The organism is Pseudomonas sp. HK3, from assembly GCF_052920985.1.
The window spans coordinates 1,221,981-1,246,761 of record NZ_JBREXD010000001.1; the positions used below are offsets into that span (position 1 = coordinate 1,221,981).

At 42.1% G+C, this 24,781-nt stretch carries 18 protein-coding genes; all 18 read right to left on the reverse strand.

Features of this window, described 5'->3' with window-relative positions:
• Positions 1–49 precede the first annotated feature (49 nt).
• The 18 genes from ACU6U9_RS05835 to ACU6U9_RS05920 all read right to left on the reverse strand — a co-directional run bounded on the left by ACU6U9_RS05835 (position 50) and on the right by ACU6U9_RS05920 (position 24,749).
• Positions 50–1,132: a hypothetical protein gene (locus ACU6U9_RS05835; RefSeq protein ID WP_446734116.1), complete on the reverse strand. Its 1,083-nt coding sequence runs from the start codon at positions 1,130–1,132 to the stop codon at positions 50–52.
• Positions 1,129–3,135, reverse strand: coding sequence for a hypothetical protein (locus ACU6U9_RS05840; RefSeq protein ID WP_446734117.1), 2,007 nt, complete (start codon positions 3,133–3,135; stop codon positions 1,129–1,131). Before ACU6U9_RS05840 ends, ACU6U9_RS05835 begins: the two co-directional genes overlap by 4 nt.
• Complete coding sequence (locus tag ACU6U9_RS05845; protein ID WP_446734118.1) at positions 3,132–4,262, reverse strand: hypothetical protein; 1,131 nt, start codon at positions 4,260–4,262, stop codon at positions 3,132–3,134. The genes ACU6U9_RS05840 and ACU6U9_RS05845 overlap by 4 nt, the downstream gene beginning before the upstream one ends.
• A 29-nt stretch (positions 4,263–4,291) precedes the next feature.
• Positions 4,292–5,377: a hypothetical protein gene (locus ACU6U9_RS05850; RefSeq protein WP_446734119.1), complete on the reverse strand. Its 1,086-nt coding sequence runs from the start codon at positions 5,375–5,377 to the stop codon at positions 4,292–4,294.
• Positions 5,374–7,386: a hypothetical protein gene (locus ACU6U9_RS05855; protein ID WP_446734120.1), complete on the reverse strand. Its 2,013-nt coding sequence runs from the start codon at positions 7,384–7,386 to the stop codon at positions 5,374–5,376. The genes ACU6U9_RS05850 and ACU6U9_RS05855 overlap by 4 nt, the downstream gene beginning before the upstream one ends.
• A complete protein-coding gene (locus ACU6U9_RS05860) occupies positions 7,383–8,516 on the reverse strand; it encodes a hypothetical protein (RefSeq protein WP_446734121.1) in 1,134 nt (377 codons plus the stop codon). The genes ACU6U9_RS05855 and ACU6U9_RS05860 overlap by 4 nt, the downstream gene beginning before the upstream one ends.
• Positions 8,517–8,545: 29 nt before the next feature.
• A complete protein-coding gene (locus ACU6U9_RS05865) occupies positions 8,546–9,637 on the reverse strand; it encodes a hypothetical protein (protein WP_446734122.1) in 1,092 nt (363 codons plus the stop codon).
• Complete coding sequence (locus ACU6U9_RS05870; RefSeq protein WP_446734123.1) at positions 9,634–10,314, reverse strand: hypothetical protein; 681 nt, start codon at positions 10,312–10,314, stop codon at positions 9,634–9,636. The genes ACU6U9_RS05865 and ACU6U9_RS05870 overlap by 4 nt, the downstream gene beginning before the upstream one ends.
• A 46-nt stretch (positions 10,315–10,360) precedes the next feature.
• Positions 10,361–11,233, reverse strand: coding sequence for a hypothetical protein (locus ACU6U9_RS05875; RefSeq protein WP_446734124.1), 873 nt, complete (start codon positions 11,231–11,233; stop codon positions 10,361–10,363).
• A gap of 1 nt (position 11,234) precedes the next feature.
• On the reverse strand, positions 11,235–13,061 hold the full coding sequence (locus ACU6U9_RS05880; RefSeq protein WP_446734125.1) for a hypothetical protein: 1,827 nt from the start codon (positions 13,059–13,061) through the stop codon (positions 11,235–11,237).
• A 29-nt stretch (positions 13,062–13,090) separates the two neighbouring features.
• Positions 13,091–14,185 (reverse strand): hypothetical protein, encoded by a 1,095-nt coding sequence (locus ACU6U9_RS05885; RefSeq protein WP_446734126.1) that lies wholly within the window; start codon positions 14,183–14,185, stop codon positions 13,091–13,093.
• Positions 14,182–14,469: a hypothetical protein gene (locus ACU6U9_RS05890; RefSeq protein WP_446734127.1), complete on the reverse strand. Its 288-nt coding sequence runs from the start codon at positions 14,467–14,469 to the stop codon at positions 14,182–14,184. Before ACU6U9_RS05890 ends, ACU6U9_RS05885 begins: the two co-directional genes overlap by 4 nt.
• A complete protein-coding gene (locus ACU6U9_RS05895) occupies positions 14,453–16,150 on the reverse strand; it encodes a hypothetical protein (RefSeq protein WP_446734128.1) in 1,698 nt (565 codons plus the stop codon). Before ACU6U9_RS05895 ends, ACU6U9_RS05890 begins: the two co-directional genes overlap by 17 nt.
• Entirely contained in the window at positions 16,147–16,506 is a 360-nt protein-coding gene (locus ACU6U9_RS05900; RefSeq protein WP_446734129.1) for a hypothetical protein, read from the reverse strand. The genes ACU6U9_RS05895 and ACU6U9_RS05900 overlap by 4 nt, the downstream gene beginning before the upstream one ends.
• A 103-nt stretch (positions 16,507–16,609) precedes the next feature.
• Positions 16,610–19,444 (reverse strand): hypothetical protein, encoded by a 2,835-nt coding sequence (locus ACU6U9_RS05905; RefSeq protein ID WP_446734130.1) that lies wholly within the window; start codon positions 19,442–19,444, stop codon positions 16,610–16,612.
• A 62-nt stretch (positions 19,445–19,506) separates the two neighbouring features.
• Positions 19,507–23,079, reverse strand: coding sequence for a hypothetical protein (locus ACU6U9_RS05910; protein ID WP_446734131.1), 3,573 nt, complete (start codon positions 23,077–23,079; stop codon positions 19,507–19,509).
• Between the two features lie 48 nt (positions 23,080–23,127).
• Complete coding sequence (locus tag ACU6U9_RS05915) at positions 23,128–23,931, reverse strand: hypothetical protein (RefSeq protein ID WP_446734132.1); 804 nt, start codon at positions 23,929–23,931, stop codon at positions 23,128–23,130.
• Complete coding sequence (locus tag ACU6U9_RS05920; RefSeq protein ID WP_446734133.1) at positions 23,931–24,749, reverse strand: peptidylprolyl isomerase; 819 nt, start codon at positions 24,747–24,749, stop codon at positions 23,931–23,933. The genes ACU6U9_RS05915 and ACU6U9_RS05920 overlap by 1 nt, the downstream gene beginning before the upstream one ends.
• Positions 24,750–24,781: the final 32 nt, after the last annotated feature.

The window sequence follows — 24,781 nt, forward strand, 5'->3', positions numbered from 1 at the left end:
AAATCACAGGTGATTAAAAAAGCACGTGTTGAGCGTGCTTTTCTATGTTTTATTTTAAGACGTCTGGGTAATTTAATAATGGTTCATGCATTTCAGGAATGAGTTGCCCTTCTTGTCTGGCGCATTCTGATTTGGATGGGAAGCCTTTTTGCCATGTGAGATTTTTAGAATCTAGCCAGCCTTTAATTTCTGTTTGTTGCGCATCATCCCATGCAAATTCGCTGTTTTCGGCTGGGGCGCTGGTTTGTAGTTGATACTCTCCATTTTCTAGTTGGTAATGAACAAACAGTTCGGCTTCTAATGTGAAGCCTAGAACTGGATCGGTTTTTAATCTTGATTCATACAATTTTCGCCAAACTATGATGTCTTTTTTTCCGTCGTTATTAAAATCGTCTATGAATATTTTGGCGAACGAGCGTGTTGCGGCAAAGGCCGCATTTAAACGATTACCGACACCACTTTCGGCTACGTATTGCGTAGTGACATCACTTTCTTTACCGTCAAACCAACTTTCTACTTGTTCAGGCCTTAACTCATCAGAAATAGAAAACGTAGTGGAGAAAATGATTTTTTGTTGTTCAGGTGAAAAGACGACTAAGTCTTGATCTAAGATTAAAACCAATTCGTTTGATTCATTGGTGTCTATGTCGCCATATCGCAATGGTGTATTCGCTAAGCAACCAATGAATTTTTTGAAAGAAGGTAATTCATAAGCAGGTTCATTTAGCACCATGACATTTGGGTCATCGACTTTAGGAACATTACCCGCTAACGCGGCTGAAATGATATGACGAGCTTTCCAGTTGGTGCCTTCGCCTTTCATGCGAACGGCATTAGCCCAAGGGGTTAGGGGCCAATTTCCTAATACCTCTCTTGTTTCAAAATTTGTAAGATAGATCTTAGTTTTAGATGTTACCGAATAGAGATTATTTGTATTCGGTACTCTGTAAAACGCTTTAACAACTCCATCATTTTTTCCAAGAGCTAAATCAGCAATTGCGTACTCCATACTAACTGGAACTATTTGACTAAAATTTTCATCCGTTATTCCAGTTCCTGTTGCTAAGTTTTCTAATGAAAATACACTACCTGCTCTAATAACGATCATTACTAAGAGTGTTATACGAATCATAATGGTTCTCCTGTTACACAATTAAGGCGGCCTATAGCAGGCTTAATAGCTGTACCCGTTGCATCGGTTTTAATTTTAGTAAATTCCTTCCCATCCACCCACTCTTCCTCACCATACTTAAAGCACCACTCTGTGCCTGCTTTTGGATCTGGGTTACCCGCTTCATCGGTTAAATCAGCGGAGTATGTTCCACCTTCCCAAATATATGCCCTCTTTGGTAGCCCTATTCCTCGAGCCGGGTTTTGCAATATTTCCATTGCATACTTCATGGCGGTGACAACGGTTTTATCTTTTTTCTTGGCCGCTGGTTTGTACGTTTCACTTAGTAATAATTCACTCCAACTGGTCGTTGCATCAAAAGTACCCTGCCCTTGATTATACGCTCCAATTGCTTTTTTGAGTTGATCATAGGTGTCGTCTTTATACGTGCCTGTTATGGTTTCATTGACGGTGCCTGTTTTCATTCCTCTTATAATTGCACCTTCTTGTTGATGGGTCGCGGTATAACTAACAGAAGGATTTTTAGGGTCTCTGCTTGCCAATGGGTTTTCCGGATGGTTGACAAACGCTTTGTAGAAACTGCGTCCACAATCTCCCGGCTTACCCGCTGCAAAGGCGGCCATGGCCATGATATTAATGGAGGGGTCATAGTGATTGATGGCAGATAACGCTCCGGAATCATCTTTCGTATATGCCGACACATGGTAACACCTTGCGCCATCTCTTAAACTACCTTGACTGGATCGAATCCCATAGGTAAAGGCGTTTTGAATTTGATTAAATCCTTTGCTGCCTAGTTCGTCTGCCCCACCTACCAACATACGATGGGGTGAGCTGCTTCCCCAATGTTTCAGGCTCGCTTCTTTGGATATCATTGCTTTGAAAATATCACTTCTATTGAATGCTTGATATTCTGTTACTTTTTTATGAACATCTTTTGTATACGTCGGGAAAAACTTATAACTGGATGTGTAAGAGTGATATTTACGATCATTCGGGTAAGTAAAGTCACCACCATCCAATATGGTCTCAGCTTTATCCAATGATGCCTGATCTCTTTCTAACAGTTTATAAGTCTCTATTTCCTGTAAGTTATCATAAGCAGATTTGTAATGGATCCAATGTTGTTTCAATTTTTGTAAACTGTCTAGGGTGACATCCGTGTTGTCGATATTCTGTAAGCCAACTTTTCCGTCAGGCGTTATGTAAGAAAAGTTGAAGTAGTTAAAACGACCGACCATTTTTCCCACGCTGTTATTGCCATCATAGTATTGCTCACTCCTTTGCTCAGATATTCGTATGCCTTCATCACCCGGTTTACTGGATGGTGAAAGACCTAGGTGCCACAGCATGCTTTCGAGCATGCGCACATCACTGCCTGGATCAGATGGATTCTCTACGGTGTATGTCGAATTAAGCACTCTCTGCTCTAATTTAAATGCCAGTTCTTTTTTCGGTAAATCTTCGTTATCGAATGTGATGGTGAGTGTGCCTTGGGCGTCTAGGGTGTTGTCCCATTTTTCCGGTTCCCAGTAAAACTCATAGTCTGTTTTCAGTTTTTCGTGGGTTTTGTCGAATACGGTGTCGGCGGCCAGTGTGTCGCATTCGCTGCCGTCGGCGGTGTATTTGAAGTCGGTGCAGAGTTTGCCGGCGGCGCTTATTTTCCATTCGAATGTTGGATTGGCGGTGATTTCGGCCCCTTCTAGGGTGTCTTCGGGCAGGGTGAATTTTAAGCGTACGCCGCCCAGTGTGTAGTATTTTTGTTGTTGCTGGATGATGGAGGTTGCGGATAGCTCGACGGCTTCTGTTTCCCCTTCGAGTGTGTAGACGGTGGGGAGTTTGGCGGTGATGTCGAGTTTGGTGGACCCTACTGTGTAGGGGAGTCGCGAGATGTCGGTCCGTGTGTTGTTTGCATGACTGTGCGCGCTCATAAAGACGCTGCTCAAAATAATGAGTATGCCTATGGGGGCTTGTCTTAGGTTTAACAATGCCGTTAGGTTCATGGCTGGTACTCCAAGTAGGCGCGGGTGACGGCGGCCCCTGCTGTTGTGCGTCTGATGCCTTCTATGTAGAGGGTTTTGATGCGTTTGCTGTTGTCAAAGCCCAGCTGTAATAGCCCATATGCTTTATTGGGGGTGATGTAGTCGCCGCCATCGTTTACACCCATTGGGTTGCGTTTTTCGTCAGCATTTTTTAGCCATAGCCGTTGGTCGCCTGCGGCTGGGGTGTAGGTGATTTTTTGTGGGTCGCTTGCATCGGCTTCTTGTTTGATGTCGAGCGGGTCGGAGCCTGCGTATTCAAATTTGAGTGTGGCGCCTGCTATGTCAACGTGTGCAGGGATTTCGACGACGAAGGGCACGAGTTTTTTGCTGTACAGTTCGCCTTTGTCATTGAGGTATTCAAATTCGGCGTAGTCTGGGATGCGGTTTTTGTTGATGTCGCCATCGTTGATGGGGATGATTTTACCCGGGTGTTGGTCTTTGGTTTCGTTTTGTTCTTCTTTTAAGGTTCGGTCAGGTGCTGCGAAGCCGTTGTTGTTGTCGCTGTCGATGTCTAGGTCGAGGGTGTTGAACGCCCAGTCCCACAGGACATTTTGTGAGTCTTCGTTTAGATATAAACGAATGCTTAAATAATCTTCGGGTTTGATTTCGCCTAGGTGTTCTAGGTTGGTGAATTTGATGGGGGTGCCATCACCGTCGACGCTGATTTCGATTTCTTGTTCGCCGATGGCGAGGATGAAGGTTTGTTCGCCGTCCAGCGGGGTGATGCGGTCGTATTGGCTGCCCAGTAGTTTGTAGAAGATTTCGACGGCGCTGTCTTGGGTGCTGATGACGGGGTCGGTTGAGTTGACCAGCTCTAACGGGTCGTCTTCTGGGTCGCTGGAGTGCAGCAGTATGGAGCTGACTTCTAAATCAACGATGGAGAAGCTTAATTCTGGGCGGTATATCCAGTTGAAGGCGGCGTCGAGATTTTTGGCATCTGGGTTTTGCTGTTGCTGTAGTATCTTGTTGACGTTGGTGAGGGTTTCGTCAAATAGCGGGACTTTTACGGGGACGTATTGGTTGGGGCGGTGTCGCAGTACGCCGGTGTGGTTGCCGCCCGAAAAAAATAACAAATTATTAAAAAACAAAGCACGCGTTGAGCGTGCTTTTCTATGTTCTATTTTAAGACATCTGGATCATTTAATAATGAATCATGCATTTCAGGGATGAGTTGACCTTCTTGTCCGGCGCATTCGCTTTTAGATGGGAAGCCTTTTTGCCATGTGAGGTTTTTAGAATCTAGCCAGTTTTTTATTTTTGCTTGCTGTGTTGGGTCAGTTTCAAATTCACCCTCTACTGGGGGCGTATTGCTTTGTATTTGGTACTCGCCATCAACCAAACTGTAGTGCACTAATAAATCGGCTACTTTACTAAAACCTAATTCAGGATTCGTTTTTAAATTAGATTCATACAATTTTCGCCATACGATGATGTCTTTTTTTCCATCGGTATTAAAGTCATCTAAAAAGACTTTTGCGAATGAGCGAGTGGCTGGTAATGCGGCTTTAATTAAATTGTTTGTTCCACTATCCGCGACAAATTGAGGGTTTACTTTTGTTTCATCTAGAAACCAGTCGGCAACACGTTCAGGTTTTAGTTCATCGGTATCACTTAATGTCATTGCAAAGATAATTTTTTTCAATACCGGCGAAAATATAACAAGGTCGTTGTTTAACAATAAAATCAGTTCGGTTGATGCATTGTTATCAATATCGCCATAGCGTAATGGCGTTTGATTAAGGCAACCTACTGACGTTTGATAATTGCTGATTTTATATTGTTTATTTGTATCTAAGACTTGAGTCTCGGGGTCGTTAATTTCAATGAAATCCCCTCCTTTCACGGCACTTAAAGCACCTCTAACTCGCCATGTTATTCCTTCGCCTTTCATACGGACTGCATTAGCCCAAGGAGTTAGAGGCCAGTTGCCTAATACCTCTCTTGTTTCAAAGTTTGTCAAATATAAAGCTGGCTTATCTGATAATGAATATAAATCAATAGTTCCTTCTTTCATAAAAAATGCATTTGCAAAACCATCATTGAATTTCTTTTGAGTTGTACTTGATTTGGCATATTCCCAACTAGTAGTAGCTAATTCATTGATATTTTTATCAGTGACAGAAATACCTTTTTGTAGAATTTCAAAATTCGCCATTGAATAATTTGATATGAATAATAATACATAAATAATTTTTTTTATCATAATGAAGCACCTGTCGTACAATTAATTCTACCTTGAGCTGGATTGTCTAGTGATCCTATTGCTGCATTCTTTGTATCCGTAAATTTCTTCCCATCCACCCACTCTTCCTCACCATAAGCAAAACACCAGCCTTCCTCTTTAAGTTCCGGTGTAGGTGGTACTGTATTTGGGTCAGCGGGTACATTTTTAATTTCACCATCACCGTTTAAGTCTTTTCCTTTTGCGCCTTCCCAGATATAAACGCGATTCGGTAATTCAATTCCGCGATTCTTACCATGCAAAATATCATAGCCATATTCCATAGCGGTAACGACCGCTGACTTTAAATCGCTGGCGGGGGTTATTATTAACTCACTCCAGCTTTTTTTGGTATTAAATGTACCGGATCCTTGATTGTATGCGCCTAGGGCTTTTATTAATATCTCGTAGGTATCATCTTTATATATGCCATCAGTGTATACGTCTTTTACCACTAGGCTTTTACTACCCGTTTTGGTTTTTATGAGCTTGGCATTTGGCGAATCATGTTTTGCTGTAAATAATTTTTGTTTGAATCCTTTGTAAAAACTGCGACCGCAATCGCCGCCCCCTTTTGTACTACCTCCGGCTAAAAATGCTGCTTTGGCTAGTATATTTTGAACTGGGTCATAGTGATTAACGATGGATTTACTGCTCAATGAATAGGCCGATACCCAATGGCAGCGCGCGCCATCTCTATGGTCACCTTGACTTGATCGTGAGCCATATGTGTACATATTTTGTATTTGGTTAAATCCTTTGCTGCCCAGTTCGTCTGCTCCACCAACATGTATTCTGTGTTTACCTTTGTTGCCCCAATGCAAGCTACTTGCTTCACGTGATGCCATAGCTTTTAGGATATCGGCTCGTGTAAATGCTTTATAATCGGATACCTTTTTGTGCTCATCAACGGTGTATGTAGCTGAAAATTCCATTGCAGTGCCTGTTTCATCATATTCGCTTGAATAGTTCATTGTCCCACCATCAAATACAGCCACTGCTTTCTTAAGGTCATCTTCTGTTAAACTGTCAATTTTAAAAGGTGTTTTACTGGTGTTGTCATAAGCCATTTTATAGTGGCGCCAATGCTGCTCTAATCGGGATAATATCGAATACGTCTTTTTATCACCTGGTGACTTATAATCTCCGGTGTGCATCTCTTGTGTATTATTCTTTATGCCTTTGGCTATTATTTTTTTACCTTCTACTACGTTAAATCCATAGTTAATGTAGTTAAAGCGCCCCATCATTTTACCCACTGAGTCGTCTTTGGTTTCAAAAACATTTTGTTTCTTGGTTAAGCGCGTTGCAGATGCACCGGGTTTAGCACTAGGTGACATGCCCAACTGCCACAGCATTTTCTCCAGCATGGCAACGTCGCTGCCTTCTTTGGCTTTGCCATTCGCATCAAGCTTGCCATCTAGTAATCGATTTTCTATGCGAAAGTGTATTTCTTTGTTCGGTAGTGCATCATTGGCTGTAAATTCGATTGTGAGTTTACCTTTGCTATTGATTGTTTCTGCCCATGTTTTCGGTTGCCAATATAAGCTTGTATCGCTAACAAGGGGGGCTGCCCCTGCTTCTAATGTTTTACCCGCGGGTATGTCTGTACATTCTGTTTTATCCAACTTGTATGTATAGCCTGTACACAGTTGTGCTGCTTTTTCAAAATACCAACTGTATTTTGGGCTGGCTTCTTTTTCTTTTTTATTCAGGCTCGATGGGTCGAAGGCCATTTTTAAACGAATTCCGCCTAATGTGTAATAGTGCCGTTGTTGAACTTTTTTATCATCTATTATTGCTTCTGGTGTTAACGCTTTGACTTCTTCTTCGGTAGGTAAAGCTGCGTGTACCGTAAAGCTCGGCTTCGATACTGATTTACGGTGCACACCTTGTTCTTGTCGGGTTTCGGCTGCTTGCGAGTATTGGTTGAAAAGTAATACGCCTAATAACAAGCTGATGGCATGGGCAAATGTGTATCGGTTAATCATGGCTCATACTCCAAGTTTATATACGTGACGGAAGCTCCTGCTTCTGTGGCCCGTATGCCTTCTATGTAAAATGTTTTAGTACGCTTGCCGTCTTCAAAACCCAGCTGCATGAGTGTGTATTTTTGTTTGGGTGTGATGTAGTCGCCGCCTTCGTGAACGCCTTTACCAATACGATTTTCATCACCATTTTTTATCCACATACGCTCTACTCCCGGTGCGGGTGTGTACGCATAAATCGGCTCTTGCGCTGTGCCTATGTTGTCTTTCTGCACGGCCTGTGGATCGGAACCTTGATATTCAAGGCTAATTGTGGCGGTATTGAATTTTACGTGGGCTGGTATTTCTATCACCATTGGGGTGAAGCTTTTTTCAAATTTTATACCTTGTTCAGTCAGATATTGAAACTCAGCATAGTCGGGTATTTTATTGTTGTTAATGTCACCATCATTTACGTTGATGACTTTGCCTGGGTGACCCTCTTTTGTTTCTGACTCTTCTTCGGCCAGTGTTCGATCCGGTTCGTCTAATCCATTGTTGTTATCAGAATCCATGTCTATATCCATTGTGCTAAACGCCCAGTCCCACAGGACGTTTTGTGAGTCTTCGTTTAGATACAATCTTATTGATAAATAATCTTCGGGTTTGATTTCGCCTAGGTGTTCTAGGTTGGTGAATTTGATGGGGGGGCCGTCGCCGTTGACGCTGATTTCGATTTCTTGTTCGCCGATGGCGAGGATGAAGGTTTGTTCGCCGTCTAATGGGGTGATGCGGTCGTATTGGCTGGTTAAGAGTTTGTAGAAGATTTCGACGGCGCTGTCTTGGGTGCTGATGACGGGGTCGGTGGCGTTGACCAGTTCTAACGGGTCGTCTTCTGGGTCGTTGGAGTGCAGCAGTATGGAGCTGACTTCTAAATCAACGATGGAGAAGCTTAATTCTGGGCGGTATACCCAATTGAAGGCGGCGTCGGTGCCTTTTGCATCTGGGTTGTGTTGTTGCTGTAAGATTTTGTTGACGTTGGTGAGGGCTTCGTCAAACAGCGGCACTTTGACTGGGACGTATTTGTTGGGGCGGTGTCGCAGTACGCCGGTGTGGTTGCCGCCCGAAAAAAATAACAAATTATTAAAAAACAAAGCACGCGTTGAGCATGCTTTTCTATTTTCTATTTTAAAACGTCAGGGTCATTTAATAATGGGTCGTGCATTTCAGGGATGAGTTGACCTTCTTGTCCGGCGCATTCGCTTTTAGACGGAAAACCTTTTTGCCATGTAAGGTTTTTGGCGGTTAGCCAGTCCCTTATCTGTGCTTGTTGTGCTAGGTCGGTTTCAAACTCACCCTCTACTGGGGGCGTATTGCTTTGTATTTGATACTCGCCATTTTCTAATTGGTAATGAACAAACAGTTCAGCTTCCAATGTGAATCCTAGAACTGGATCGGTTTTTAATCTTGATTCATACAATTTTCGCCATACGATGATGTCTTTTTTACCATCAGCATTAAAGTCCTCTATAAATATTTTGGCGAATGAGCGAGTGGCTGGTAATGCGGCTTTAATTAAGTTGTTTGTTCCACTATCGGCCACAAATTGAGGGTTTACTTTTGTTTCATCTAGAAACCAGTCGGCAACACGTTCAGGTTTTAGTTCATCGGTATCACTTAATGTCATTGCAAAGATAATTTTTTTCAATACCGGCGAAAATATAACAAGGTCGTTGTTTAACAATAAAATCAGTTCGGTTGATGCATTGTTATCAATATCGCCATAGCGTAATGGCGTTTGATTAAGGCAACCTACTGACGTTTGATAATTGCTGATTTTATATTGTTTATTTGTATCTAAGACTTGAGTCTCGGGGTCGTTAATTTCAATGAAATCCCCTCCTTTCACGGCACTTAAAGCACCTCTAACTCGCCATGTTATTCCTTCGCCTTTCATACGGACTGCATTCGGCCAAGGGGTTAGGGGCCAGTTGCCTAGATATTCTTTGGTTTCAACGTTAACGCCTTTTATAATCAAGTCTTTATTTAATCTAAACCAATTATCTCCCGCCCCTAAATTTGTATAACCTATACTTCTACTAAGCCCACTAGGGGATTTATCCTTAATTACAGACTTAATAATTGGTGAAACCCGCTTTTGTTCATCATTTCGAACCGTATCCCTTCCTTTACTTATTACACCTGATGATAACTCTAAAGCATAAGTCCCGACTGAGAACATTAAAAACAACGACACTAAAAAAAATTTATTCATATTGAATTTCCTGTTGAACAATTTATCGCTCCTATTTGAGTTTTTACATCCCCTTCCTCATCATAACGGTCGGCTGCAACTTTAATGTCCTCAAATAATTTCCCATCCACCCACTCTTTCTCACCATAAGTAAAGCACCAACCTTCCTCTTTAAGTTCCTGTGTAGGTGGTACTGTATTTGGGTCAGCGGGTACATTTTTAATTTCACCATCACCGTTTAAGTCTTTTCCTTTGGCGCCTTCCCAGATATAAACGCGATCCGGTAATTCAATTCCTCGATTCTTACCATGCAAAATATCATAGCCATATTCCATAGCTGTAACGACCGCTGACTTTAAATCGCTGGCGGGGGTTATTATTAACTCACTCCAGCTTTTTTTGGTATTAAATGTACCGGATCCTTGATTGTATGCGCCTAGGGCTTTTATTAATATCTCGTAGGTATCATCTTTATATATGCCATCAGTGTATACGTCTTTTACAACTAGGCTTTTACTACCCGTTTTGGTTTTTATGAGCTTGGCATTTGGCGAATCATGTTTTGCTGTAAATAATTTTTGTTTGAATCCTTTGTAAAAACTGCGACCACAATCGCCGCCCCCTTTTGTACTACCTCCGGCTAAAAATGCTGCTTTGGCTAGTATATTTTGAACTGGGTCATAGAGGCTGATTATCAAGCCTCTGTACTAGAATGAAAAAACGGGCCGTAGCCCGTTGTCAGTATTATTTTTTCTTTCGTTTGTATAGGCTGTAAAAATATAATGCTAGCACAGCAAATAATGCCAATAAATATAAGCCATATCTTTCAACAATTGATTTAAGCTGAGTCACTGCTGACGTAGTAGCTAATTCTTGCTTATTTTCCTGCTTAGGTTTACCAAGTACTGGTTTAGTGCTTGTATCAACCTTACCTGCTTCACTTAATACAGATTTTTTCTCTTTTATTGTTTCAGTGATTGGAGTTATTTCTTCTTTTTTCGATTGAATTTTTTTCTTAGCCTCTACAATCTCTTCCTTATAGTAATCTACCGATGATTCTTTAAATCTATCAGGGTAATCATTACGGAGGGCTTTAACTTCATTTCCAGCATCTTCGAATCGACCTAGTTTTATTAATGCTACTATTTTCGATCTTTTAAGTTCTACAATATCTTTTACATCATAATTTTTTTGAGAATTTACTATTTCATCGACCACGATTGAAATCAGCTCTAATCCAGCATATGCACGAATCACTTCTAACTCCATTACACTTAAAGATCTATCAAGTTTATTTCCTTCTAGCGCAATTTTTAGAAATTTTTGACTTTCTAATTTCAATTCATGTATTGTATTTTTATCTAATGTATCATTTGCATAGATAGTGGCATATAACTGAAGTCCTTTAAGCATATTGTTTTTCACATCATCAGGTGCATCTATAAGAGCTTCATCAATTGCACCTCCCAAACTATTAACTTCTTCTATTCTTTCTATTTTTGGAATATGAGAAAAACTAAAGAAAAGATATTTTTTTAATTTTTCAAACGTATCCAGCCCTTCATTAGATAATGCGAACGAAGTTACACACATAAGTAAAATAAATATTTTATACATTTCAATTACCTTGGCCTATTTGTGGCATGCTTTCTAAATGAATATGAGACGACAGGTTAAAGATATCTGGTATTCCATCTGCTGGATCTGAAGGAGACGCTCCCCGAGTATCAGCTAAATCTAAAACCTGAGTTATAGAACTCCAAGAAGGAACCTCCCCCCCTTGCAGATAAAATGTTGAAGACGGACCATGCTCTAACATCCATCTTATTTCAACTCCATTATCCGTTGATGATTGAGAAGATATTGCTCGCCATAGTTGCCACAACAATTTTGCTCTATTTTTAGTACCCGCTTCATAACCATCCACTCCTGACGTTCCTAAATCCACTGCTCTTCCCACCATGTGTCGACTCGTTGCATTATCTGTTATGCGTTCATTTCTTTCTGGGTTTCGCCATGCGCTGTTCATTCTTAGTTTTTTAGATAACGTTGTGCCCACGGCTAATGTATCTGTTGTGGTGCCTGTTACTGTGAATGTATGTTCTGGTTCGCTATCCAGTGCCGTTTTTGCTTTTGTTGATAATAATACTAAGTGTTTGTCGTATACATAATCATAATACGCTTGCCCCCAATCCCCTTCTAAGGTTGAGCCCAAGTCTGCTTTGCTTTTGAGTTCGTCACGTTCAGGCGCGGTTATTATATTACTTATATCATTGGATACAGATGTAATATGGTTAATGAATTCCTGTCTGATCACATCTTTATGGTCCATTTTAGCCGTGACGATGTATTCTTTTGTGCCATTTACTATGGCCGTTATTTTATAGGCTACATGCGGGTTTCGACGCCATACATCCGTTTGCTTTGTACCTGGTTTTTCAGCCGTGTGATGCGCAGTCGGCATATGAGGCTCATCGCTCATATCAGGCTGAAAACTAAAGTATTTTGCATTTTTATAGATCAAATTGGATGTTTGATATGGCTCACTGTATTTACCCAAATTTGCATTGATTCCTGCTGTGTTACTCCAGTTACTTTTTAAATAAGCACTGGTTTTGTGCGTTTTGGTTTTACCATACATGTAAGGTTTATTCGTTGCGTTTGAACTTGAGTCTAGGTCGTCTGTTGCCATGTTGCCTTTTTGCGCTTCTACTTTCCATGCGATGATGTCGTCGTCATCTAAGCTTCCCACGAGTTGCGCTTTGATGCTGGCTTGCAGTTCGCAAGTATTGGCATTGGCTTGTGCGGCTTCGCACATGATGAACGATTTTTTCTCTCGGCTGCCTTGGTCATCGGATGTGATTAGGTTGATGCCATCTATTTTGAACGCCCAGTCCCACAGGACATTTTGTGAGTCTTCGTTTAGATATAAACGAATGCTTAAATAATCTTCGGGTTTGATTTCGCCTAGGTGTTCTAGGTTGGTGAATTTGATGGGGGTGCCATCACCGTCGACGCTGATTTCGATTTCTTGTTCGCCGATGGCGAGGATGAAGGTTTGTTCGCCGTCCAGCGGGGTGATGCGGTCGTATTGGCTGGTTAAGAGTTTGTAGCAGATTTCGACGGCGCTGTCTTGGGTGCTGATGACGGGGTCGGTGGCGTTGACCAGTTCTAACGGGTCGTCTTCTGGGTCGTTGGAGTGCAGCAGTATGGAGCTGACTTCTAAATCAACGATGGAGAAGCTTAACTCTGGGCGGTATACCCAGTTGAAGGCGGCGTCGGTGCCTTTGGCATCTGGGTTGTGTTGTTGCTGTAGTATCTTGTTGACGTTGGTCATTGTTTCGTCAAACAGCGGCACTTTTACGGGGACGTATTGGTTGGGGCGGTGTCGCAGTACGCCGGTGTGGTTGCCGCCCGAAAAAAATAACAAATTATTAAAAAACAAAGCACGCGTTGAGCGTGCTTTTCTATGTTCTATTTTAAGACATCTGGATCATTTAATAATGAATCATGCATTTCAGGGATGAGTTGACCTTCTTGTCCGGCGCATTCGCTTTTAGACGGAAAACCTTTTTGCCATGTAAGGTTTTTGGCGGTTAGCCAGTCCCTTATCTGTGCTTGTTGTGCTAGGTCGGTTTCAAACTCACCCTCTACTGGGGGCGTATTGCTTTGTATTTGATACTCGCCATTTTCTAATTGGTAATGAACAAACAGTTCGGCTTCTAATGTGAACCCTAGAACTGGATCGGTTTTTAATCTTGATTCATACAATTTTCGCCAAACTATGATGTCTTTTTTACCGTCATTATTAAAATCGTCTAAAAAGATTTTGGCGAACGAACGTATTGCTGGGAATCGAGCATTTCTTGATTTCCCCTTGAGGCCTTTTTCTGAAATATATTGAGGGGCAGTATCTTCTAGCTCTGGAAAGCCTATTCTCACTTGATTAGAAGTCAATTCGTCTTGTGTATGTAATTGAGCTGAGAAAATAATTTTTTGGTTTTCAGGTGAAAATATAACTAAATCGTTATTTAAAAATAGAACCAGTTCTCTTGAGGTATTTTGATCGATATCACCATAGCGCAATGGCGTTTTATTATAACAACCTATGTAGTTGTTATCGGTATAAAAGTCATAGTCATTATCAAAGTCGAATACCATTTTTTTAGGTTCAGATATAGCGTGATACTCTCCACCTTGCACTGCAATTAACTCTGGCCTGACAGCCCAGTGCATTCCTTCGCCTTTCATACGGACTGCATTAGCCCAAGGAGTTAGGGGCCAGTTACCTAGGTATTGCTTGGTTTCAACGTTAACGCCTTTTATAATTAGGTCTTTATTTAATCTAAACCAATTATCACCCGCCCCTAAATTTGTATAACCTATACTTCTACTAAGCCCACTAGGGGATTTATCCTTAATTACTGATTTAATAATTGGTGAAACCCGCTTTTGTTCATCATTTCGAACCGTATCTCTTCCTTTACTTATTACACCTGATGATAACTCTAAAGCATAAGTCCCGACTGATAGTATTAAAAACAACGGCACTAAAAAAAATTTATTCATATTGAATTTCCTGTTGAACAATTTATCGCTCCTATTTGAGTTTTTACATCCCCTTCCTCATCATAACGGTCGGCTGCAACTTTAATATCCTCAAATAATTTCCCATCAACCCACTCTTCCTCACCATACTTAAAGCACCAATCTGTGCCTGCTTTTGGATCAGGGTTACCCGCTTCATCGGTTAAGTCAATTGAGTAGGTTCCGCCAAGCCAAATATATTCACGATAAGGTAGTCTAATCCCATGATTAGACCGTACTCCATTCACTTCATTGCTGTCTTTCAATATATCGAGTCCATATTCCATGGCCGTTTTTAAAGTACTGCTTTTTTGATGTTTCTGGATCAATGATAAGTTCTGACCAGCTTTCTGTATTATTGAAGGTAGACCAACCTTGATTATAGGCACCTAGTGCTTTTACCAATTGCTCATAGCGGTCATCTTTATGCGTTGTGGTAATTGCTTCTTTTTCTGTTCCCATCTTGATTAACTTTAATGTTTTGCCTGCTTTGTTATGTTTTGCAGTGTATTCATTAGTATAGAAAGCTAGTCTAAAGCTTCGTCCACAGTCGCCTTTGTGTGCGCTCATAAACATGGCCTTTGCTTTTAAGTTTTCACCAGGATCATAGTGATTAGTAACTGATTCGCCCGTTAATGAATATCCTGATACTTGGTGACAGAATGAGCCTGTTCTTTTGTCTCCCTGTGCAGAATCACCACCATATACGGTTGAATTATATATTTGATTAAATCCTTTACTGCCTCGCTCATCGGAGCCACCTACCTGCATTCTATAGTTGCTTTTACTCCCCCAATGTAGGCTACTGGCTTCTTTTGAGGCCATTGCTTTTAATATATCAACCCGTTCAAAGTCTTTATATTTACTGACACTTTCATGTACTATTTGAGTGTAACTAGGCTTGATAGTGAAGGTGTCATTTAGGGTTTGATATTTTGATGAATATTCAAAATTTCCTCCATCAAATATTGATACCGCATATGTTTTGTCAACATCATTAATATTATCGAATTTAAATGGCGATACACCCGTATTATTGTCATAAGCCATTTTGTAATGAAGCCAGTGCTGTCTTAAACGCTCGATACTGTCAGTCGTTCCTATTCTTCCTGTGTGCATCGCAGCGAATCTTGATCCAATCGAACCATAATTAATATAGTTAAACCGTCCCATCATAAGCCCTACCGATGGTGTACCTGTATTAAACACTTTTTTATTGTCGCCCGTTAATCGAACACCTCTTGCGCCGGGATTAGTAGATGGTGACATCCCTAAATGCCACAACATACTTTCAAGCATGGCAACATCGTCCCCTTCTAATGCTTCTGCCGGTACTGGGCCGGTGACGGCGGTGGATTTTAGTTCTCGTTTTTCGAGCTTAAAGGCGATTTCTTTTCTCGGTAAATCTTCGTTATCGAAGGTGATGGTGAGTGTGCCTTGGGCGTCTAGGGTGTTGTCCCATTTTTCCGGTTCCCAGTAGAACTCATAGTCTGTTTTCAGTTTGTCGTGGGTTTTGTCGAATACGGTGTCGGCGGCCAGTGTGTCGCATTCGCTGCCGTCGGCGGTGTATTTGAAGTCGGTGCAGAGTTTGCCCGCGGCGCTTATTTTCCATTCGAATGTTGGATTGGCGGTGATTTCGGCCCCTTCTAGGGTGTCTTCGGGCAGGGTGAATTTTAAGCGTACGCCGCCCAGTGTGTAGTATTTTTGTTGTTGCTGGATGATGGAGGTTGCGGATAGCTCGACGGCTTCTGTTTCCCCTTCGAGTGTGTAGACGGCGGGGAGTTTGGCGGTGATGTCGAGTTTGGTGGACCCTACTGTGTAGGGGAGTCGCGAGATGTCGGTCCGTGTGTTGTTTGCATGACTGTGCGCGCTCATAAAGACGCTGCTCAAAATAATGAGTATGCCTATGGGGGTTTGTCTTAGGTTTAATAATGCCGTTAGGTTCATGGCTGGTACTCCAAGTAGGCGCGGGTGACGGCGGCCCCTGCTGTTGTGCGTCTGATGCCTTCTATGTAGAGGGTTTTGATGCGTTTGCTGTTGTCAAAGCCCAGCTGTAATAGCCCATATGCTTTATTGGGGGTGATGTAGTCGCCGCCGCTGTTGATGCCCATGGGGTTGCGTTTTTCGTTGGCGTTTTTCAGCCATAGGCGTTGGTCGCCTTCGGCTGGGGTGTAGGTGATTTTTTGTGGGTCGCTTGCATCGGCTTCTTGTTTGATGTCGAGCGGGTCGGAGCCTGCGTATTCAAATTTGAGTGTGGCGCCTGCTATGTCAACGTGTGCAGGGATTTCGACGACGAAGGGCACGAGTTTTTTGCTGTACAGTTCGCCTTTGTCATTGAGGTATTCAAATTCGGCGTAGTCTGGGATGCGGTTTTTGTTGATGTCGCCATCGTTGATGGGGATGATTTTACCCGGGTGTTGGTCTTTGGTTCTCGTTTTGTTCTTCTTTTAAGGTTCGGTCAGGTGCTGCGAAGCCGTTGTTGTTGTCGCTGTCGATGTCTAGGTCGAGGGTGTTGAACGCCCAGTCCCACAGGACATTTTGTGAGTCTTCGTTTAGATATAAACGAATGCTTAAATAATCTTCGGGTTTGATTTCGCCTAGGTGTTCTAGGTTGGTGAATTTGATGGGGGTGCCATCACCGTCGACGCTGATTTCGATTTCTTGTTCGCCGATGGCGAGGATGAAGGTTTGTTCGCCGTCCAGCGGGGTGATGCGGTCGTATTGGCTGCCCAGTAGTTTGTAGAAGATTTCGACGGCGCTGTCTTGGGTGCTGATGACGGGGTCGGTTGAGTTGACCAGCTCTAACGGGTCGTCTTCTGGGTCGTTGGAGTGCAGCAGTATGGAGCTGACTTCTAAATCAACGATGGAGAAGCTTAACTCTGGGCGGTATACCCAATTGAAGGCGGCGTCGGTGCCTTTGGCATCTGGGTTGTGTTGTTGCTGTAGTATCTTGTTGACGTTGGTCATTGTTTCGTCAAACAGCGGGACTTTGACTGGGACGTATTTATTGGGGCGGTGTCGCAGTACGCCTTGGTGGTTGCCGGTGCTGAAGTCGTTTTGTTCGGCGTCGGTTTTGCCGTTGATTTGCATGTAGTAGTGGTATTGCCCTATTTCGCCTTTTGCAAATTTGAGTACTTGCAGTTGGGTGCCGGGGTTGATAGAAAACTCGCTGGTTTGTGTGCCGGTATTGCTCACAAATTCACTGGTATTTGTGCTGTATGGATCGCTGGTGTTGGCAGGATCGGTGGCGACTTTGACTAAACGGCCTGTGTAGCCGCGGTCTTGTAGTCCAGCAGGCAGCGGGAAGCCGTTGGCGTCGAGCCATTTTGTGTGGATTTCAATGACTTCGTCGTCGTTGCTGGCCGCGCCTTCATTGCTAATGGTGCGTCGTTGTTCCTCGGCATTAAATTGGTTGCCTTGCGGTTGGTAGCGCCGTGTGGCCCATGCTTTTAGGTTGGGCGGACCCATGATGATGGGGGGCACTGGGACGGTGACGTCGCCGCCGTCTCTTGGGCCGGTGAGTTCGGTGATGACGGTGCCGATGTAGCCGGTTGCTCGGTTGATGGCGACGATGCGCAGTTGTTCGCCGTTGCGTATAAAATCGGATTTATGAGCATGCAAGTCTGGGTTCATTTTGCTAAGGGCTTGCCAGTTTTCCCATGTTCCGGTCTTTGCCCAAGTTCGCCTTGTGGCCGCCATGTCTTCGGTGCTGCGTATGGCGATGGTGTAGCTAAAGTTGCCATTGCCGTCTTGTTGTAGGCGACCGATGACTTTGCTGTGTTTGATGTCGTCGTCGGATAGGCCGGAGCGTTCGGTGATGAGTTGGCCGGTGGATTCTCTGAAGACGAGGATGTCGGTTTGTATTAGGTCGTCTTTGTTGATGGTTTTAACAAGGCCTTTGTGTCGCTGGTCTTGCTGGGTGTCGATGACACGGGTGAAGTTGGGTTGACCACTTTCTCTTGGATTACTGGTTAGGTAGACGCCGTAGCGTTCTGCGGTTTCATCGGCGATGAAGATACCTTGGTCGTTGATGTCGCCTCGTACTGTGCCGTCGATGGCGCCGTCGCCGTCGTAGTCGTTGGGGGCCATGTAGTCTGTCATGGGGGATTGTTCGGCGAAGTATTCGGTGGGTTCGCTGTCGCTGATGGCGGCGCCCCATAGAATGGCATTGCCGGCCAGTACGTTGATGGCGACGGGGTAGTTTAGAGTGGTGATGTTTTCAGGGGTGGAGGATACGATTTCAAAAATTCGAAGGGCGGCCATTTGTGCCATTAAGTCTGCGACGCCAGAAAGGAACAAGTACCGCCCATTGCAACTATTATAGCTTTTTCGGTCAAGGTAATAGGGGATGGCAGGTGAGCCTTTGGGGTTGAAGTTGTTGTAATATAAACGCGCGGTTGCGGTTAGTTCTGGCTGATAGCTAAAGCCCGGGCAAGGTGATGGGCGCGCCAGTAAGCGGTATGATCCATCCTGCTTTGAAGCCGTAGCACCATTTATATAGCCAGTAACACCTTCGATAAATACGCCAGCTACAGGGTCTAAGATGTCATAGTTATGCAGTCTTTTTAAGCCCGATGAATATTCGTATTCCGATACATTTTCTAATTCTTCATCTTTTTTGACATAAAATGCAGAGAGTTTGCCGATGCGGTCAGTACTTACTTCAAGTTTATTACCGTCCCTGTCAATCAATACCGATTTAAGATCATCATCCACTTCAGCTAGTGCGACTAAATTAACTGGAAAGTACAATTTTTCAATTTGATTGGCATCAAACTGCAAGCGTTTTTCTTTTTTGGGTATAGCGATTGATAGTACGTCTTGTCCAATACTGCTGGCGTTCCAGTTTTGTATAGGTTGGCCATCTTTGGTGGTGAGACTGCCGTTGCTTGCTTGCTCTTGAAATACGCTAACGGGGTATAAATCAACCTTGCCTTCGTATTGAGTTTTAAAATCGTCATAGGCTTTTATATAAGCACGATAGTTTTCTCCTGATACTACTCGACCTTCGTAGGCCGCTGCTAATTCAGTACCACTAAGTGGAATTTTGGTGTGCCCACCGTCTTCATTATAAGTTGCCCATAGCGGTAGCCCGGTATCTTTGTCGTATACAATGGAGCGGGCGTATACATGGCCAATATGCAGTATTTGTTCAAACCCATAAGGGTTTAAAGCAAGGCTTTGTTGCGTACTGAGTAAGGCGCTTACTAACATAAGCAAGCGGGTTAAAGTCCGTTTCATATTATTCTGCCGTCACTTGTGCAACCAGTTGTATAAAACTGATTTCATTGTTTGCATATTGTTTAAATTGCTCTGTGGTATTCTGGTTTTGTGTGGGTGTAACCAAAATAATCCATGGATGCTGGCTCTACCGGTTTTAATGTTTCCATGTATCCATTGTGAATTTTGACCACGCCTATTGGTTCTATGACATTTTTGGTTGTGTTGTATCCAAGTAAAAATGAGTATTTTGTTTCACCCGGCTGCATCATCATATAAGCCATATTGCCGTTTAAGGCTGGTACTTTCATTTTTATATTCAACGGGCCTGTGGTTTTAATTCCAAATGGTTGTAACTGGTAAAACCACAATGGTGCAGACCCTGGGTAGACATCTCGTACGAGATTACTGGCTGATATAAATTGAGCATGTATGGCACGGTTTGTTCGGCGATCATCAGGGAAACGTAAACGTGCTCCCGGTGAAAATTCGATATTGAATTCACCTTGTGCTAAGCGTACTTTTTCTGCGTCTGTTGGCACATTGATCCACTGTACTTGATCGCTTACATTGGGCACACGAAGCAAAGGCAATTGATTACGTCGGCCTTGTTTAATATCAACAGGAATACGCACTTCACCCAATTTAGGATAGGTATAACCTTTATTAATCAACATGTGATATCGACCACTAGGAATGTTTTCGGCTGCTGTGCTGCCATAACCAAAGGCATAGCCGCCGTCATTATTGGTCGTGGTTTTTAACCCTAGCTCTTCTATTTCTACTGTTATGCCTTCTATGCTTTGACTAAAGGTATCTTTTACGCCGCCATCGATTACCGTCGGCAATGGTCGGGTTGTAAATCGTTGTTTGCTTAGCTCTGCACCATCATAGGCAATGATCCATTCAATTTGCGCGTTGTAGCCGAGGTCATCTGTTGGATAAAATACAAACGCACTGTCATTTGGCAGTATGGATAGATTGCCACTCACCTGCTCTCGATCAACATCAACTTGTAATAATTGCATGCCTTTAGCATGTAAAAAGTCGACACCCGATGCATCTAGGTTGACATAGGTTTTGCCGTGCAACGTACGACGGGCAACAATGCTGAGTTTGTTCACATCAATTGGACGATTAAAATTGACTTGCATGGAGACATCAGGTTCTAGGTTAGCGCTTTCGGCCACTGGTTGAACGTGAGTGATTTCGACAGGCAAGTCGTCTTGACTGATTACGGTTAATTTATTTTGCATTTGGGTTATCAGCTGACCATTTTCAGTGGCTGTCACACTGATTTGGTATTCGCCTTTTGTGTTTATTTCACTGAATGAGCCCGTTAGCAAATCATTTATTTTTGTGAATGGTAGGGTTGTCTTTTTATCTGGGCCCGTTAATTCTATGCTATAGCTTTCACTACCTGAGGCATCTTTGGTTTTGATGGCGAATGGGCGTTGTGTCCCCATTTCCAATATCCACTGTACGGGGAATTGCGGCGATACCCAGCTCATTGTTAGGTTACTACTGGCATAAAAGTAATAAGCCAATGTACTGCTATTGCCCAGTGTGTCTTTAGCTTGTATTGCGATCAAGGTTTCTTGATTGGCTGCAATATTCACTCTGTGTTCAAATTCATAGTGTGTTGCATCAATTTGCTGTAATGATACAACTTGGCCTGCAATACTAAGAGTCGCTAAATCATCCGCTATTACGCTGCCTTTGATGGTAAAACGATTAGATGCCACGGTGTTGATATCAGGAGGGGCTAAATAATTTTGCGCTAGCGTTATTTGCGGGGCTGCGGTGTCTTTAAACAACGCTAAGGTTTGTGTGCTTTTTTGTCCTAGTGCGTCGGTTATTTTGATTGTGTATTGGTTTTGGCCTTCTGTTAAATGCAGAGGCTGTGCGATTCTGTATTTATCTTCGCCGCTTTTACTCATATTAACAGGGTTATTATTGATGCTGGCTGTTAGCCCACCTACATTTGATGTGATGTCTACCGTTAAGGGTTGCTCACTCTGAGCTGTTCGAGTGTTGTTGTTAGGTGTTAGTACGTTAATGTGTGGCGCTGGGTATAACGACATATCTGCGGGCTGAAAACTGTAATTCAAAGATTGCTTTAAGGTTTTTTGACCGCTTAATACAACAAGTTCAAGGTCATTTGAACCCGGTGTTAAACTATATTCTAATGTATATTGATACATGTTTTCAGATATAAGCTGCTGTTGGGCTAATTGATTATTAATACGCAGTTGTGGCTCTACATTGGATTTAATATCCGCCACGATCGTAATAACGGCTTCTGAAAAGTCAGTGCCATTGCTGGGTGTGACAGATAATATTTGGAACGGTATAACATACGTTACAGTAAATGAGGTATGTGCTTGGGCGCCTTGTGTATCTTCTACCACTATTTCAAATTCGTTCAGCCCTTCCACTAAATTCAATTCACCTAGAAATGTGCCGTCACTGCTTAAATTGATAAGTTGAATCTGATTGGGTGTATTAATGTTATAAGCAAATAATTTCGATATGTTTAAGTCACCAAAACCAACTAGCCCAGAAATATGAATATTTGCTTGTTCGATGGTTTGACCACTCTCAATGGACAACGTAATCGTCGGCGGATTTGATTTAAAACTATCAGGGTCGTATGGGTCTGTGCCATCGGCTTCTTCTTGTTCATTGCTATAACCGTCGCCGTCAATATCATCGTCTATTACATCCGGCAAGCCATCATTATCTAAATCGGCAGGTGTCGATTGTGCATCATAAATATCACTGCCTGCTTGTATCTCGAGCTCATCACTAAAACCATCGTTATCGGCGTCCGTATCGATACCATCATAAATGCCATCATTATCAAAATCGCATAACCAAGCAAAGTTTATGGATGGCGCTTTATCTGCTTGGAATGAAATTTTTGAATATGATTTAAGCTCAATATTTTTACCCGATAATGCTCCACTCACTTTTGATGCAAAGCCTAATTTTATATTCTCATCTGCATAAATAAATGCATGTATATTGCTGTGTGAGCCAAGCTTAATATTTTTAGAAACAATGAGCATATGATGTGGTGACGATTGACTTCCAATATTATTGGTAAAGTCACCTGTAAGCTGGCGTGTAAAAAGGCGTATTTGCCCTGGACCATTGCTTTCGATAGCGGCACCCGTTGATAGGTGCAGGTTTTCAACCCAGTAATCACCCGGCTTCAATTTAAGTTTAGCGCCCGTTTTTACAAATATATTTTTGGCGATAAACTGCCCACCACTGTGTGAAAATATACCGGTCGAAAAGGGTTTTATAGTGACATTTTTATAATGTGGTTCAGAAATTTCAACTGTTTGAAACCACCATCTATGATTAAAGCTATTACCGAGCCTAGGCACATTATTTTGATTATAGTATTTAAACGAATATGCAGGCATGACGGTACTTGATAAACCATTAGCTATACAAGCCTTAGTACCACAGCTTTTATGACCCGTACTGCGATTGAGTTTTACTTTTTTAGCAAATAACTGATGTGACAAACCATTTTGCATACGAGCACCACGGTCAATCTCAATATTCCCTAGGTTATGAGACTGTAAACCATTGCTGAACACAGATGCACATTGGTTCTCATATGCAACACCTGTAAATGACATGCATAAAAGCACACAAAATAAGCTTGTTTTAAACTGGGTCATAGTGAATTAATCGAAATATTCGATTTCCATTTCTTTTATAAGGTGTGTTTTGGCTTCGGCGATGGCTAATTTAAGTTGCATAGGTGCTAGCATTTTCCTAATGCTTGCTGCCACTTCAACTAAAGGCTTTGCTTGGCGCTGCTCGGTGGACTTTATAAAGGCCACTTTTTGCCCTTCGTTAGTTGTAAGCCAAAATGCTTTATTTTTTGTTATTTCTTCTACGTCTACATCTAAGGTTTTAGCAAGTATTGTTTTGAGGCTGCTCTCAACATACTGAGACTGATTGCATCCGGCTTCTAATAATTGCTTTTTGATCTGCTCATTATTTAGTTTACTATTATTATTTAGCTGACAATCTTTTGTTAAGTTCCAGTATTCTATTTGTGCAAAATCACCACCACCAAACCGATGTAAATTAGCTTCATAAAACACGTTAACTTGCTGTTTTGTAGGAGGGTTAGGTGTCACATTCTCAGATAGGTATTTCTGAGTTAAACGCTCTTCTCTATAAGCATTTACTTCATGTTCTAATTGAATAACATCATCATTATTCATCAAATTTTTCTGTTTTTGTGACATAAGTTTTGATAGCACAAGACTTTCTAATACATTATGCCTGATGTTTTCTTGCTCACTAGATAAAGAACTTAAACCTGTTAGCCTTTCGATTTGTGACGCTAATTCTTGATCAGAAATATACACATCACCAACTCTAGCAACAATTTTAGAATCATTACCCACATTATTAGCTTTATCGTCACAAGCTAATAACATAGGGAGTGTTAAGACTAAAAGAACGAGTAATTTCATTACTTCATTAACCTATCTGCAAAAACCTCAACCGTAATATCACTTTTAAGACGTTCTAGTTCTGCTTGCTTCGCTTTTGCTTTTAATGTGTGACGAATTTCACCTTGTACGGTATTGAATTCAAGTTTTACAACTTTAGGAGCATCTAATAGTTTAATGATATGGAAACCAAATGCCGTGCGTACTGGCTCACTGATTTGACCTTTCTTTAATTCAAAAGCTGTTTTAGAAAATACCGGGTCTATACTGCCCTGAACAATCCAACCCATATCTCCCCCTTTTTTTGCTGATAGCGCATCATCTGAGTTATTTTTCGCATACTCATCAAATGATTGGCCTGCCTTTAATTTACTAGACGCTTCAAAGGCTCGTAACTTAACGACCTCAATTTCTTTTTCGTTCATGCCTGGGCGAATACGAAATAATATATGAGCAACATGCGCTTTTACTTTTTCATATTGAGCGGCATTGCTACTGTAGTAATTTTTAATGGCATCGTCCGTTACATTTTTTGCAATAAATTCATCAAAATATGCGTTCATTAATAATTGTTGACGATAGTCCGATATTTGTTGGTCTATTTTAGCGGTATGTACACTATCTTGATCCACTATTGCTTGTGTCATGGCCAAGCGATGAACGTAGTTTTCTAACATGCTTTTTTGCGAACTAATGGATTTATTATTAACACCTTTAACCTCCATGTAAGTATTAAACTCTGTTTTATTTACTGAATGAGAACCCACTTTTGCTAATGTGTCGCTGTCTGAACAGCCCATTATAGCAAGTGAAATTAGTGCTATGATTAGATACTTCATTTATTTATCCTTAGTTAAAAATTATATTTATA